This window comes from Listeria sp. MAN/IMW/UF464 (assembly GCF_058683955.1).
The window spans coordinates 123,597-138,527 of record NZ_JBZWZP010000003.1 but is presented as its reverse complement, the minus strand read 5'-3'; the positions used below and the strand labels follow the sequence as shown (position 1 = coordinate 138,527).

The 14,931-nt window shown below is 35.9% G+C and carries 9 protein-coding genes; all 9 read left to right on the top strand.

Annotated elements, in window-relative coordinates:
• Positions 1 to 198 precede the first annotated feature (198 nt).
• Positions 199 to 555 (top strand): hypothetical protein, encoded by a 357-nt coding sequence (locus tag AC4PG0_RS10505; protein WP_033533715.1) that lies wholly within the window; start codon positions 199 to 201, stop codon positions 553 to 555.
• A gap of 410 nt (positions 556 to 965) precedes the next feature.
• Positions 966 to 1,625 (top strand): cyclic nucleotide-binding domain-containing protein, encoded by a 660-nt coding sequence (locus AC4PG0_RS10500; protein WP_010990230.1) that lies wholly within the window; start codon positions 966 to 968, stop codon positions 1,623 to 1,625.
• Positions 1,626 to 1,738: 113 nt separating this feature from the next.
• A complete protein-coding gene (locus AC4PG0_RS10495; RefSeq protein WP_492167535.1) occupies positions 1,739 to 7,579 on the top strand; it encodes an ATP phosphoribosyltransferase regulatory subunit in 5,841 nt (1,946 codons plus the stop codon).
• Positions 7,576 to 9,855: a cell envelope integrity TolA family protein gene (locus AC4PG0_RS10490; protein ID WP_280376963.1), complete on the top strand. Its 2,280-nt coding sequence runs from the start codon at positions 7,576 to 7,578 to the stop codon at positions 9,853 to 9,855. Before AC4PG0_RS10495 ends, AC4PG0_RS10490 begins: the two co-directional genes overlap by 4 nt.
• A 56-nt stretch (positions 9,856 to 9,911) precedes the next feature.
• Positions 9,912 to 10,154, top strand: coding sequence for an ATP synthase subunit c family protein (locus AC4PG0_RS10485; RefSeq protein WP_003721714.1), 243 nt, complete (start codon positions 9,912 to 9,914; stop codon positions 10,152 to 10,154).
• 11 nt (positions 10,155 to 10,165) lie between these two features.
• Positions 10,166 to 11,197 carry a F0F1 ATP synthase subunit delta gene (locus AC4PG0_RS10480; RefSeq protein ID WP_010990233.1) on the top strand — a complete coding sequence of 344 codons (1,032 nt, stop codon included), beginning with the start codon at positions 10,166 to 10,168 and terminating at the stop codon, positions 11,195 to 11,197.
• The gene (locus AC4PG0_RS10475; protein ID WP_003772628.1) at positions 11,194 to 12,690 is read left to right on the top strand and encodes a F0F1 ATP synthase subunit alpha; all 1,497 of its coding nucleotides are present in this window, start codon (positions 11,194 to 11,196) and stop codon (positions 12,688 to 12,690) included. Before AC4PG0_RS10480 ends, AC4PG0_RS10475 begins: the two co-directional genes overlap by 4 nt.
• Positions 12,687 to 13,559, top strand: coding sequence for a F0F1 ATP synthase subunit gamma (locus AC4PG0_RS10470; RefSeq protein ID WP_003772625.1), 873 nt, complete (start codon positions 12,687 to 12,689; stop codon positions 13,557 to 13,559). Before AC4PG0_RS10475 ends, AC4PG0_RS10470 begins: the two co-directional genes overlap by 4 nt.
• Positions 13,560 to 14,930, top strand: a complete 1,371-nt coding sequence (gene atpD / locus AC4PG0_RS10465; RefSeq protein WP_003772623.1) for a F0F1 ATP synthase subunit beta — start codon at positions 13,560 to 13,562, stop codon at positions 14,928 to 14,930. It abuts the gene before it with no gap.
• The last annotated feature ends 1 nt before the right edge of the window (position 14,931 follow it).

Sequence of the window (14,931 nt, the reverse complement as noted above, 5' to 3'; positions counted from 1 at the left end):
CGGGGGTTCGAAACCCTCACAACCCATATTGGAAGACCGTTTAAACAATGTGTTTAGGCGGTTTTTTGTTTGTAAACTTTTAAAGTAGCTGGTATATGTCGAAAAACATTCCGTTCATCATATTTTAGTTGTACAGTCCGTCTTCCTGTTATATCCTTATATAAGTACATAAATACATCATAGAAAGAGAGCTAATCCATGAAGATGAAGAAATGGTTCACCGTAATTTTGGTAGTAGTAATTTGCTGTGCAGTAGTATTCGGAATAAAGTGGTTGTTATATAGAGACAACCTTGTAGAAATGATGAAAGTTGACGGCGTTCTATATATAGTGACGTACGAGCCGGCACAGAAAGAGGATGCTTTGGAGAAAATTGGTGAGATAGAACATAGAATTCGCCATTACCGAATACCAAATAAAAATTTCACCTCTAATTATTTAAGTGAAGGAACAGAACTTTATAAAGCGAAAAATGGGGATGAGATTCCAAGGACAATTCTGTTTAAAGAGAACGGAGAATATTACATTGCATCGGAAACTATGGAGCAAAAATAGCAGTTTTTTAGCAAATTTTGATTGAAGTCAAGCTTAAAAATGGTGCTTCTAGTTGTAAAAAATGAAAATTATTAATAAAAATATGACAATATAAACTATTGGAATAGTACAATAGTGATGGTTTTAATAAAAAAAGAAGCGTTATTTGATGAAATTTTATCGAATATCGCTTCTTTTTTAGCTATTTTGATATTGTTTGAGGAAATCGTTTTTTTTTGGTTCTTTTTGTTAATTAAGTTCTATCAATGATTTTGAAGTTTTCTGAGATTTTGTTCAAACGGTAAATGTTACGAAATAGTGTCTAAGAGAGTGTCTTTTCTCGTAAATTAGGTGTAATTGCCTGTACGAAAATATTTTGTTTTCTAAGATAATAAGTTTGTGGTGGAATTTCAGAAAGGATGATTACACAAATGAAGTATATTGAATACCATGATTACATTAAAAGAGATGCGATTATTTACGCTTATTTACTTGATAACTTTTCCTACGTTTGCAAGCAAATTAAAGCATGGGAAAGCATTACGATAGATAGAGAACACGTATTGTTAGTAAAAAGCGGAACATTAATTGAAGAAAGTGATGGAAAGAAAAAAGGAATCGTTCGCTGCTTCTTTCAAAAGAATCTCATTTTCCCAACTAGAAATCCAGTGGTATTAAAAGCTCTAGAAACTTCTGAAATTTGTTTAATAAGTGCAGAAGGTGTATTTGGAAAGTTGGAAGAAGATCAAATTTTATCAAACTTCTTCTTACAAATAGCAGAAAAAAATGAACAAGATTTAAAGAGGCAAGCGTTACTTGGTATTGAAAACTCGAAAAATAAAGTTGTCTCTACTCTCAATTTTTTATTAGAAAATAACTTATCTAATACCACATTACCAGTTTTCCCAGAATGGCTTCAAATAAATATTCTGGCCAAATTAGCAAACTGCTCCATTTCCACGATATCTTCTACTGTAAATGAATTACACAACAAAGGAATGCTGGATATTAAATCTTCTCCATGGAAACTTAAAGGACGCGAAATGAGACTTGAATACTTTGAACGAGATGTTCAAAAAGTAGCGGATTAATTTAAAAAGAAAACAAGAAATGAATGTTTTCTAATGGTACAAGACTTGAAGCAACATCTCAAGTTCTTTTCCAAGCATAAAAAATATACACACAAACGAGGTGGAAGTAGGACTTGAAGAAAAATATTTTAGTCGTAATTATTGTTTCAGTACTTGCTATAAGCGCAATTGTTTCAGCATTTTTCCTAACGCGAAATGATGCTTATGCTATTGAAACGGAAGGGTTTACCTACAGCCCTAAAGGAAAACTAGTTACTTTTTCACCGGATGCAAAGTACAACGATGCTTGGCTTAATAACGAAAAAACTATTTCGGATGGAAAAGAAGTAAAGCCAATCAATTTGGCGAGAACATTATTTTTAAAAGATGGACGAATTCAATTTTTAGGTAAAAGTGTAGCTGTTAAAAGTGCATCAGACCTAATTGAGATGCCGTCAAAAACATCTGTCACTGAAAGCAAAGGAACGTATAAAGCAACAGACACAAAAGACAAAGCGATTGCACAACTTCCAAAAGGCACAGTAGTTAAGCTTGCTGAAGGACGTTACATTATTTTAGATAATGCCTATTTGAAGAACAAAAAAGGACTTAACAAAAAATTACCCAAAAACACAATAGTTTCCATTGACGAGAATAAGAAAGTTTTATTAATGGGAGAAAAAACTTTAGAAGAGTTAGCTGGCGATGATGCCTATATTGAGATGGAAAATAATCGTTATCAATTTGATTTAAGTAAAGAAATATTAGTTAGTCAAACGGATAATGAAGAAGATATTGATATTCGGTCGATTAAAGTCGAAATAGATGACAAAGCTGAAAACCGTAATCTAAAAGCGACAAAAGAAACAACAGATAAAACAACAAAAGATGAAACGAAAAAACAAGAAGAAAAAAACAACGAACAATCAGAAACAAATACAAATACAAATCAAGCTACAAATGATAATACAAATAAGGCAGAGGGAGCAAACGGATCTGCTAATGGCGGGGACACTGGAACAACTACTAAGGGTAACGCAAATGAAGGTGGAACCACAAAAGACAACCAAAATACTACAGATGTCGATAAAGCGAATGAAATTATCAAAAAGCTAAACGAGGCTGAAGGACTAAAGACATTCCAAGTACCAATTGTCGATGTTGAATTAGCAGTTGAAGGACAAAAAGCTTCAGCAAAATTAAAGCTAACAGACTCTTCCGAACGACTGCAATCTTTGGAAGCAATTCTTTACGACAGTGAAAATAAAGTTGTGAAGAAAGTAGCATTAAGCTCTTCAAAAGCAAATCAAACTTTTGATTTTAATAGTTTGAAATACGGCGAAAGCTACCAAGTCGTTGTGCAAGGGAAATATAAATCCGCCAGCGACAAAATACAAGAGACGATTTTCTTCCGCCAAACAGTAGAAGCTAAACCAGTTGTATTAACGCCAAAAGTTATCGAACGCGGCGAAAATTATTTAACAGCTGAGCTAACTGCAACAGAGCTATACGGCAAAATAGATGAATTAGTCTTAAGAGTTAAAGAAAACAACAGTAATGTAGCTACTTCGAAAACGGTGAAAGTTGATGCTAATAAGCTAACGCAAAACGGCAAAGTAGACGTTAAATTTGATTCGTTAAATAGTAGTAAAGAATACATTATTGAGATGGAGAAATTAGTAGTTGATGGTAAAGAAGTAACTGATGATAATTGGTATTTCATTGCATCTACACTAAAAGCAAAACCATCAATGGCAGGAATAGACCTTTCATATAGTACTGAAAAAGGTGAATTCACTGCCGTACCAATCAATCTAATCGATACAGATAATTCTATTACTAATATACGCTATGTAGCTTATTTAGAAGAGGATTACAAAGCAAACGGCCAGAATGCAAAAGAATATGCTTATTCTGTTGTCAATGCAAGTCAAAAGAAAACGGCGGTAAAAGTTGGACGTACGGTTGATATGAGTGATGGGAATTACGTTTTTGTAGCGTACATTTCTGGTAATAATAATCAATCTGACTTTACGCTTGCTACACCAGTTTCTAATGCCGTAGTGGTCGGATTGAAAAGTAAACCAACTGTAGAATTTTCTTTGAAAGAAGCAGAGCAGGACAAACTAACAATCAATTATGAAGTTTTTGATGCAGATAATACATTACTTTACGATAATTTGACGCATCCAACCTTAAAACTTTATAAATCTGATGCACAAGGAATGTACGATGGAAGTCCAGTTGCTACTGTAGATCTTAGAAATAAAAACGAGATTACAAACTTACTTGAATTCGGCGGTTTAGAAAGTGAAACTTATTACGTTGTTGTTATGACAGCTTCTTATAACTTAGATGATGGCGCAGGAATTATGGTAGATCAGCTTATTGGTCAATCCGGAGTGTTCCAAACGAAAGAAATCGCGAAAGTTAATGCTACTTTCACGTTGGAATCCGTAACGACTAACCAAGCTGAAGTTAATATCAAATTATCTGAAGCCGCGAAGAAACTAAACTCCGCGAACTTAAAAATCTATGATAAGAAAAATAACACATTAGTAAAAACAGTTCCTCTAAATGATGATTTTAACAAGTTAATGACTGAAGATGGTGTAACCTATCTTTTTGAAGAACTAGCTATTAATAAAGAATATCTAGTAAAAGTAGAAGATGGTTTAGACAGCGGAATGAACCAAGTCCCAGTTGAAGGTCAACTTGTTTTCAAAACGAAAAAGGCATCACCAATAACTGATAAAGTGCTACTTGATTATCAACCGAATAAATTGAAAGTAGGCGGACTAGCAGGTATTGAAGCTACAGAAAAACCACTGATTGATGATTATAATGCAGTTAGTTCCATCACTTATCGTATCTATAAAGTAGATGACTTAAATACGCCACTTGTTGAACAAGAAGTTTCAACAGCGGCTGAGTTTGAAAGACACTCTTACTTTGATCTAACAAATAATGCTTTAGGTCGTGGTTTTGATTACGTAATTAAAGCAGAAGTAATTTGGAACGATAATTATGAAGATCATCGTATTGAAATCAGTTCCGAAACAATTCAAATCAAAAAAGAAAAACCAACTGTTGAATACGAAATTTTAAGAAGAACAGCGACAGAAGTAAAACTAAATGTTTATGTAAGAGACATTGAGGGCGCTATTGTACCTGGGAAACTTGAAATTACTAGCTCAACTGGTGGTTCTGAACAACTTAAAAATGGTAAAAATACAGTAACATTGCCGCTTTCAAGTGAAGGCGCGACAACTATTAAAACAACTGGAGACTATGTTATTACAGCGGGCGAACCAGCAGTAACAACTGACTTTATGACAAAAACTTTGGTAGCGATGAATACTACTGCACCAAAAGCTAGTGCGCAAATCGCATTAGATGAAACTGGTCGGTCTCTAAAAATAACACCTGAACCTGATGATGTGGCAAAAAGTAATGTAATGAAAACAACCTACAGTCTTCAAGAAGCAAAAAGTACAAGCCCAGATTATACAGAGGCTAAAATTGGTGACGAGCAATTTGATCCACAAAACCTTAGCTTGCCATTCGGGAATGTGTGGTTTAACAAATCGCATGAGTTAACACTCGATATGAAAATGAACTACTCAGAAAACCGAATGAACAATGAGAAGTTATTTGAAAACTATTATGTTTCTATTGATAATAGCTCGGCATTTGTAACCTCGTCTAACGGTGGCTTATCTACAACGAGAAACCTAAATCGTGCAGATGTCTACCGAGTAACGAAAGGTCCAACTGACTCAGAAGGTAATATCGCTGGTGTTAAATTCAAAAACATCTGGACAAACAAGTACATCGCATATCGCGGTGGGGTTATGATAAGCAACAGTGAAACAGCCGATCCATTTAGCTTTAGACGTCAAGAAGACGGAAGCTATGTAGCAGAACTAAATGGTCGTTATGTTGACTTCTCGTCAGGGCTTGTTTCTACGGAAGCAGCGGGCTCAAAAATTGATCTTTATTCAGCACAAGAAGGCGTTTCACAAGTCTCGCAAGCAATTACTACTAAAGCTTTAGTAGAACCAAATATTACTGCTGAAGAGGTTAGTATTTATGACAGACGCGTTAAGTTAGATGTTGTTGGTGAAGATAAAGATAATACAACAGTTAAAAAAGATAACGAAAATGAGTTATTTGTTAATGCGTACAAAGAAGATGGAGAAACACTTGTCAAATCTGTTCGGATTGACGGCTTACCAACTCGAGACATTTTCGTTACAGACCTCTCTCCTGACAAAAAATATGTCATCAAAGTAGAAGGTAAATATGATTTGTTAGATGGTGAAGGTCCACAGAATAAAGTTTACTATTCTGAAACAATAACCACAGAGAAAAGTCTACCAAGCATGGAATCAACAAGCTACTCATGGAGTCCAGCTTATGGAGCCAGAACAATCAAAGGAAATAACAATTTTATCGATGAAAGTAGCGTTTTAACTAATATTGAGTATCGTTTATATGATGCTTCAACAATAAATGCTGAGTTATCTGATTTAGTAGCGCTGGAACAAGAATTAGGTACTAAGACGCCAGCTGCAACTTTTGAAAGTTTATCGAAAACACCAGAATTTGATCTGTATAACAGCCTTGGTGCTCAGAACTATTCTGCCGGAAAAACTTATGTAATTGCAGCCTTTATGAAAACAAGCCTAGCTAAGGCACCAATTTTCTTAAGTAATGCACAAGCAATTTATATTAATCCGCCAAGAGCAGTTTCGGCACCAATCAAGTTAGAAAACGTTTCTACGAGAGAAGCAACATTGAAATTCTCTTATAACGATCCTGACAGTTACTTTATTGGTGGAACAAATAAACAGTTCCAATATGTATTAAAAGAAACAACGACTGGTAAAACAGTTAAAAAAGGTGCCTTCACAGGTGGAAATACAGCAAGTTGGCTAAACACCTTCGAGAACTTAGAACCCGCAACAGGTTATACATTAACAATCAGTACAAAATACGATAACTTGGGTGGAGATGGAAGTCAGTCATGGAGTAATAGTTTAAACTTTACGACTGATGCTGAATATGTAACCTCGAACTCACTTACTATTCAACTTGATGCAGCAACTAAACAAATCAAGTTACAAGCAAAAGAAGTGAGTCCGGGATCAACAACCATTGAAAAAATCCAAATGGAGTTCTACGAGTTACTTGATTATGGTGGTAACAACGAGCGAACAAGTTTAGTTGAAAGAAAAACAGTTACTTTACCAAGTTCTTACCCTGGAACAGTTTCTGCAAACTTCAGTGTCGCAGGTAAAAAGCAAAATCAAAGTTTCTTAGGTAAGATGGTCATCACTTACCGCACACAATTAAATGAAGTTAAAACTTATGAAAAAATGTCCAACTTTATTACCTTGCAAGAAGATGTTGCGGCGAACTTAAAATCGTTTAGAAAAGTACAAACTACTGACGAAAAAGTAAGCGTGGCATTAGATGCGAAGGAAATGGACAAAGATGACAAACAAACTTACACGTTTGAACTAAAAGATGAAGCTGGCAAAGTACTAGATACAGAAAAAGTTGCAGCGAAAGATATTGCAAAAACAGTTGATTTATCGATTAAACCAACTAGCAATTATGCAATAACTGTTACTGATGAGAAAGATAAGCCAGTTGCTCTTTACCAAGGAAATAACGATGAAAATAACCTTAAAGCTAATATTACTAAAGATAGCTTTACATTGATGACCGAAGATACCGGTGATGCAAAAACAGAACTTACTGTCACTATTGAACCAAAAGAACTTACTACTATGGAAAAAGTGCAGTCATGGTTCGGAAAAGACTTCAAAGAAACAAAAATGATTAAAAAAGAAGATCTAGATGCCGGGGTCGAAATCGATGCAAATTATCATGATTCGAAAGTTACTGTTAAAGAAAAAGAATCAGGAAAAACTTTTGGGATTATCGAACTGGAGGCAAGTAAATGAAACCTACATGGAAAATAGGTCTAATCGTTGCAGCTGTTCCGTTAATCATTATTTCTGTAATCTTATGGGGGTCCTTTAAGGAGGCAAGATACGATCTTGTCTCCCTCCCTAGTAATGGTGTGGTTCTAAATAATGAACAAGAAACATTGCAATTTCAAAAAGGCCACACACTTTACCGAAGCTGGAATGATGACCAGCTAATCGCTAAAAATGATGAAGACGATACGCGTAACCAAATTATGCAAAGCACGATTCTTTATTTAGACAAGGATGCATTAATGTTTACTAAAAGTGTCCCAGTCATTGATATAAACGGCGTGAGTACCAAGTTAAAAGGAAGACAAGTGTATGAACAAAAAGCCGCTTCCTATCTATATAAAAACTCCGAAATCGCTGAAAAAAGTGTTGTTAAACTAGCTAATCGTCAATATTTCTTGAATGCAGATGCAACACTGTACCTTGGTGGAAAAGAAATTAAGAAAGTTTCTAAACCGCTTCTACTAATAGATAAAACTGGTAGTGTCACTATTTATGAAAATAAAAAGAAAAGCCGTTATTTAGGCCATATGACATTAAAAGTTAACGATGAAACGGTTTTAGATGCTAGTAATGAAACTTATACAATTGGCGAACGCAAGATTGACCTTGCTAGTTTTGGTGGAACAGACAATAAGAAAATCGTTGTTAAAAAAGACGAAAAAGAAGCCGAAAATAAAAAAGCTGCTGAAGATAAAACCGAAGCAAGCGATAAAACAGCGGCTAATGACAAAGAATCAACCAGTAAAGCAAGTAACCAAAATGGATCATCAAATGGTGGTCTAAATGCAACGAAGAAATACGGAAATGATTTAAAGGCTGGCAGTGGTTCATCAGAAACAGCCTCTAAAGGTAATACGGGTGGTTCACCTGGAAAAGCTCAAAAAGATTTAGAGGAAATTGATAATTACGAAGCAGTCCTTAAAAAAATCGAGGAATTGAACAAGAAATTGGAGCGAAATATTCCAGTACTCAGAATTGGATATATTGCGCCTGGCGTAACTAGTGCGAAAGTTAACTATAGTTACTCGGATCCAAATAATACCTTGATTGGAGTAACTAAAATTAGTGTTGTAGACGAAAAAACTGGTAAAACAGTTAACACTCGCTATGTATCAGCTGTTGATACAGAAGCAACACTAACAGGTCTTTCTCCAAATGGGAAGTATCATCTTGAATTCACTTATCAGTACGATTTAGGAACAGATAAAGGCATTCAAGAAGTTAAAATGAAGAGCGAATCTTTTACAACCCAATCAGTTTCAGCAGTTTACCAAATGCAAAGTGTTACGAGTACGTCAATGAAAGTAAACATTTCTCTAGATGCACAAATAGAAGATGTTAAACGCGCTCGTATCAAAGTTAAACAAGCAAATGGTGATTCTTTCTATATGAATGTTGGTACAAACTTCATTAACGGTAACGGAGAACTTCTAAATGTAACAGACCTATCTCCAAGTACCGCATACCAATTCCAAGCCATCATTGAAATGAAAAATGGCGAAACAATTGAATTAAATAGCTCAGAAAAATACTACACAATGCAGGCAACTGTATTAAGAAGTTTACGAGCTAATTTATCAGTAAATAAAGTTGTTCAAGTTGAGTATGACTGGAATTCCACAGATTACACGATAAATCAAGCTACTGTTGAATTAAAGGATGAAAAAGATCAATCCAAAGTAGATTACAAAATCGTTAATCAAGAAAAAGGAAATATTCGCTTAGTACCAATTACTGATGAAGAAAAAGTTGATTTAGAGGCTAAATTAGTCCTTAAAACAACCAAAAACAACACAAATGAAACAAAAACTTTCGAATATCCAATTAAACAAGACATTGAATATGACAAAGATGCGAAATTCACTATTTCTCTAACACCGTTCCAAACAGAAGATAATAGTGTAAAACAAACAGAAGAAACGGAACAAGAAAAGGCACAAAATGGCGGCTTAACAACTCCAATAGAAGAAGTTCTGGCCCCGCAAAACGCCACTTATGACATGAAATTTACCATGCAGCGCAAAGCAGGCGAGACTTATCGGATTGCCATAGAAAGACGTGCAGCTGGAACAGAGAATAGTTGGACTGCATTCAGTAGCAAAGAACTGCAAGCTGACGAATCTGGTCTAGTCAATCACATGGAGACAATCTCGAAAATTGCGAAAGAAAATTTTGATTACCGTGTTGCAGTTTATGACACTAATGGCGCACTGCAACTGTACGTATATCAAGAATAGTAGAGGGGCACATCTTCTTCGTGCCCCAATCTCAAACAGAAAGTAGGAAAATAATAATGGATTTAGTAGTTGCATGTAGCGTAATTGGCGCCGCACTGGCAATTGGGCTTGCGACTTTAGGAGCTGCAATTGGACAGGGAATCGCGGTTAGTAGAGCAACAGAAATTATCGGAAAAAACCCGAATGCAAAAAAAGAAGTTATGGGAGGTCTCTTTTTGGGACTCCTGATGATAGTTGCATTAATGCTTTTTGCACTGGCAATTGCAGTCATCTTGCTTTGGGTTAACCCGTTCATATGATAGGTGAGAGCATGGAAAAATTGATTCAAACAATAGTCCTTTACAGTATTTTTGGAGTGGGTTTCTTATATTTACTATATTTTACCTTGCAAAAACTGGAAAATATTTTAACTAGCTTTTTTTACGAAGTTAGCCAAGATAAGTCACTTGAAAAAGAAAGTTTATTACGTCGACTAAAAAGACAAAAGGTCGCTACAAACAAAGAAGAGCAGAAAAATAGGCAATTAGCTATTGAAGCTGAACAAAAAGAGACTATTTTTCTTGAAGAAATCGATCAGTTAGTTGCTCGAAATAGACAATACGAACAAGAATTACAAATGTGGCAAAACGAAAAACCTAAACAAATTGTTGAAGTTCCTAGTATTGAGACAACTCCACATGCACCATATAAATCACTAAGTAGCTGTGTTACTGAAATCATGCAAAAAGTATTTGTTGAATCAGAAGAAGAGGAAGCGCAATTATTTACAGAAGCAATTCGTGAATTTGATGCACTAGTACGGACCGAAAAAATCCGTCTGGCACTTCCATATAAAGTACTTTTACGTTTGTTCGAATTGCATACTTCAGAAGAGCTACATGCATTTACAAAGTCGTTCGAAATGTTCCATGAGCGTGCAAGTAAGCTTTCTGTTAAACAAATTTATCAAAGTAGTTACTTGTCGCCGGAACAAAAGCTTAAAGTTATGCGTGAAGACGGCACATTAGATGAATTAAATCATGAATTTGTTGAGTTCCTATTCTATATGTTGACACATTTCTCTTATCGTCAAACTCGTGGACTTTACAGAAATTATTTAGAGGTTTATAACATTCACTTTTATACAGGGCTTATTCGTGTAGATGTGGCTAGTGAAGATGCAGCAAATCATTTTGATAAGCTGTGGCAGCCAACCCATACAAACTATAAAATCGAATATCAAGTACAAAAAGAATTAATTGGTGGAGTTATTATCAATTATGGAACAAAGTCGATTGATATGAGCTATCAGGAACTAATCAAACGCACAACAGAAAAAATGGAAGCGGAAGTGAGACTTTGAAAAATATTCATTTTGATATAAACAAATACGAAGCCCATGTGGACTTGGAATATTTAAAAGAAAATGGCAGGGTTGAGAAAATCTCTGATGGCGTAATTTTTTCTTCAGGATTAGAAAATGCGGCACTCCACCAAGCCGTTACAATCGATGGCAGACATCGCGGCGTAATCCTAGAACTAAATGAAGAATTTGTTGGTATCGGCTTAATTGATAAAACAAATGACATTTTAGAAGGAATGAGTGTTTCTGTTACAGATCATTTTATAGAAGTAAATCTTTTTGAAGATATGGCTGGCCGTATTATTGATACTACAGGGAAAATGCTATACGACGTAAGCGATGAACAGCCAACTGCTAGCAGCCCGCTATTCTGTGTAACGCCAGCGATTATGACTATTGATAGTGTAACGCGTCCGCTCAATACAGGACTTGCGGTTATTGATTCGATAACACCGATTGGTCGAGGTCAGCGTCAGTTAATCCTTGGAAATCGCCAATCAGGAAAAACGCAGATTGCTGTAGATACAATAATTAATCAACACAATCAAAATGTGCACTGTATTTACGTAGCAATTGGGTTAAAAGCAGCCTATATTGCAGAGGTTATTGAAACCCTTCGTAAGCATGGCGCAATGGATTATTCCACAGTAGTAGCGACAGCAGCAAGTGATTCTCTTACTGCACAGTATTTAACTCCTTATGCTGGAATGGCCGTTGCAGAAGCGCTACGTGATCAAGGAAAAGACGTTTTAATTATTTTTGATGATTTAACTAAACATGCGGATGCTTATCGAGCGATTACGTTGCTCTTTAATCGTCCACCAGGAAGAGAAGCATATCCTGGAGATAGTTTTTATATTCACTCGAGTCTCTTAGAACGAGCGGTACAAATGAATCAGGATCATGGCGGCGGCTCAATCACAGCTATTCCAATGATTGAAACACTATCGGATGACGTAACAGCGTATATTCCAACAAACGTTATTTCTATCACAGATGGTCAGTTATTCTTAAAATCCGATTTGTTCAACCGTGGTCAAAAACCTGCAGTGGATGTCGGGGTATCAGTTTCCAGAATCGGTGGAGACGCGCAACATCCAATTATTCGTAAACTTAGTAAGAATTTAACGCTTATCCTTTCTCAGTACGAGGAATTAAAAGAATTACTTGATTTTGGTAATGCACTTGATGATGGAAGTATGAAAATGGTAACAGATGGCCGTATGCTAACAGAGTTATTTAAACAAAACATTTTGAGCCCACTATCTGTGACTGAATTAATCACCATTTTATATGCTTTCCAAAATGGCTTTTTAACAAAAATGGCGCCTGCTAATGTTCAATCGTTCAAAGGCTTGTTATTAGAAAAAGCTCATGCGCATCAGAAGTTTGAAGAATTCTCGAACCAAATAGAGGAAATTAGTGAACTGAATGAATCACACGTCAAAATGTTAGAAGAGATTATTCAGGAAGCGGGGAGGCCTTTCAGTTGAGTAGCATAGATCAAGCGCGAAAAAAGATTAAAGCATTGAACTCAACTTATAAAATTGTCCACGTAACGGAATTAGCAACCCTTGGTAAACTTTCTGGACTACGGACAAAAGCCGAAGCAGCAGTTAGTTATTACGAAACTATCTTGAAAAGTTTGCGTTGGGTTAGAAAAACAATGTACAACGGTAATAATTTACAAACAACCGAAGAGAAGAACGTCACTGCCCTTGCAATTACATCTGAACGAGGACTATGCGGAGCCTACAACAGTGAAGTATTTGCTGAAATAGACCGGCTGATTGAAACACTTGGAAATCAAGTTACAATCAATTGGATCGTAGTGGGCGAACAAGGTCATCGCTATTTAACGAAACTAGGTCAGAATATTAGTGAATACTTGCAGTTCTCACTTGAAAATATTGATTTGGAAACAACTACAGAAGTAACAGCAGATTTTATTGACCAAATCAATAAACAAGAAATGGATGCTTTATACGTTATCTTCACGAAATACTTCAATGCAGTTCATTCAGAAGCAATGTGCGAAAAAATATATCCAGACATTCCTGAAGGACCAGAAGCAGAAACCATTGAAGTTGATTATGTGCTAGATATTGAGACAGATGATGAACAAGTAGAGCAATTGTTACTAGAAAATTATCTATGTGGTCTGCTTTATAGTATGTTTCGTTATTCGGTTGCAAGTGAGTACTGTATGCGCCGGATTGCGATGAAACAAGCAAAAGATAATATTCATAAACAGCATGAAGAAGCCGTTTTTGATGCTAGAAAAAAAGCATTGCAACAAAAAACAGGCGAGCTATTAGATATTATTAGTGGCGCACAGACGATCAGGAAGGAAGAAGAATAAATGAAAAAAAACATAGGAACCATTATTAGTATTAGTGGTTTTGTTTTAAAAATCGAATTTAATGAGAGCGAACTACCTGAAATCAGCCATGCGCTTGAATATAAAACACATCAAGGCACCTATTTAGCAGAAGTTGTTCAACATACAGGAATTAACACTGTTTCAGCGATTGCGATTGGTGAAGTTAGTGGTCTAGCCCGAGGAGCAGAAGTTATTAATCTAGGGCATCCTATTGAAGTTCCTGTTGGAGAAACTGTACAAGGTCGTATGTTAAATGTTTATGGGAAGGCAATTGATGGCTTACCAGAACCAGAAGCAGAAGTTAAATGGCCGATTTTTCGGGAACAACCTTTACTTCGCGAACTTGATACAAATAAAGAAATCCTATATACAGGCATTAAAGTTATAGACTTGATTTGCCCCATTTTAAAAGGTGGTAAAACAGGACTTTTCGGTGGTGCTGGTGTAGGAAAATCAGTATTAATGCAAGAGTTAATTAACAATATCAGTATGATGGGCGGAAATTCCGTTTTCACTGGAGTAGGTGAGCGCGTCAGAGAAGGTATTGGTTTATATAATGAATTAGAATCAAGTGGGGTTTTACCTCAAACTACAGTTGTACTCGGGCAAATGAATGAATCGCCTGGCGTACGTATGCGTGTAGCACTTACTGGCCTTACGATAGCGGAATATTTGCGTGATGAAGAGAAAAAAGATGTTCTATTGTTTATCGATAATGTTTTTCGTTTCATTCAAGCGGGTTCTGAAGTATCTTCCTTACAAGGTAAAATCCCAATTACAGGTGGATACCAATCGACCCTTTCAAAAGAAGTTGGTGACTTCCAAGACCGCATCGCGTCGACTAAGAATGGTTCGATTACGTCCATTCAATGTGTATTTTTACCAGCTGATGATATTGATGATCCTTCCGCTGTTGCAACATTTAGCCATTTAGACTCAACGATTGTACTTGAGCGTTCGATAGCAGCATTAGGTATTTTCCCAGCTGTTAACCCGCTTCAGTCGTTCTCACGGGCACTTAATCCAACTTTTGTTGGGGAACGTCATTATCAGTTGGCAGTTCAAGTCAAATTTATTTTACAACGTTACATGGAGTTGCAAGAAATTATCAACGTTCTTGGTATGGCTGAGTTGAGTGATGAGGATAAAAAACTCGTTCATCGCGCAAGGAAAATTCGTAACTTCTTATCACAACCATTTTATGTTTCTGAAAAATTCACTGGTACAGAAGGAATATTTGTGGAAATTGAAGACTTGTTGAGCAGCGTTGAACGTATTTTGAATGGTGAATATGATGAACGTTCTGAGCGGGAATTCTTGTTTATCGGATCCTACAAAGATTTGAAATAGG

Bases quoted from the DNA above. Each gene is read 5' to 3' on its own strand.
- AC4PG0_RS10505 (WP_033533715.1), top strand. From the start codon at position 199: ATGAAGATGAAGAAATGGTTCACCGTAATTTTGGTAGTAGTAATTTGC.
- AC4PG0_RS10500 (WP_010990230.1), top strand. From the start codon at position 966: ATGAAGTATATTGAATACCATGATTACATTAAAAGAGATGCGATTATT.
- AC4PG0_RS10490 (WP_280376963.1), top strand. From the start codon at position 7,576: ATGAAACCTACATGGAAAATAGGTCTAATCGTTGCAGCTGTTCCGTTA.
- AC4PG0_RS10485 (WP_003721714.1), top strand. From the start codon at position 9,912: ATGGATTTAGTAGTTGCATGTAGCGTAATTGGCGCCGCACTGGCAATT.
- AC4PG0_RS10480 (WP_010990233.1), top strand. From the start codon at position 10,166: ATGGAAAAATTGATTCAAACAATAGTCCTTTACAGTATTTTTGGAGTG.
- atpD (WP_003772623.1), top strand. From the start codon at position 13,560: ATGAAAAAAAACATAGGAACCATTATTAGTATTAGTGGTTTTGTTTTA.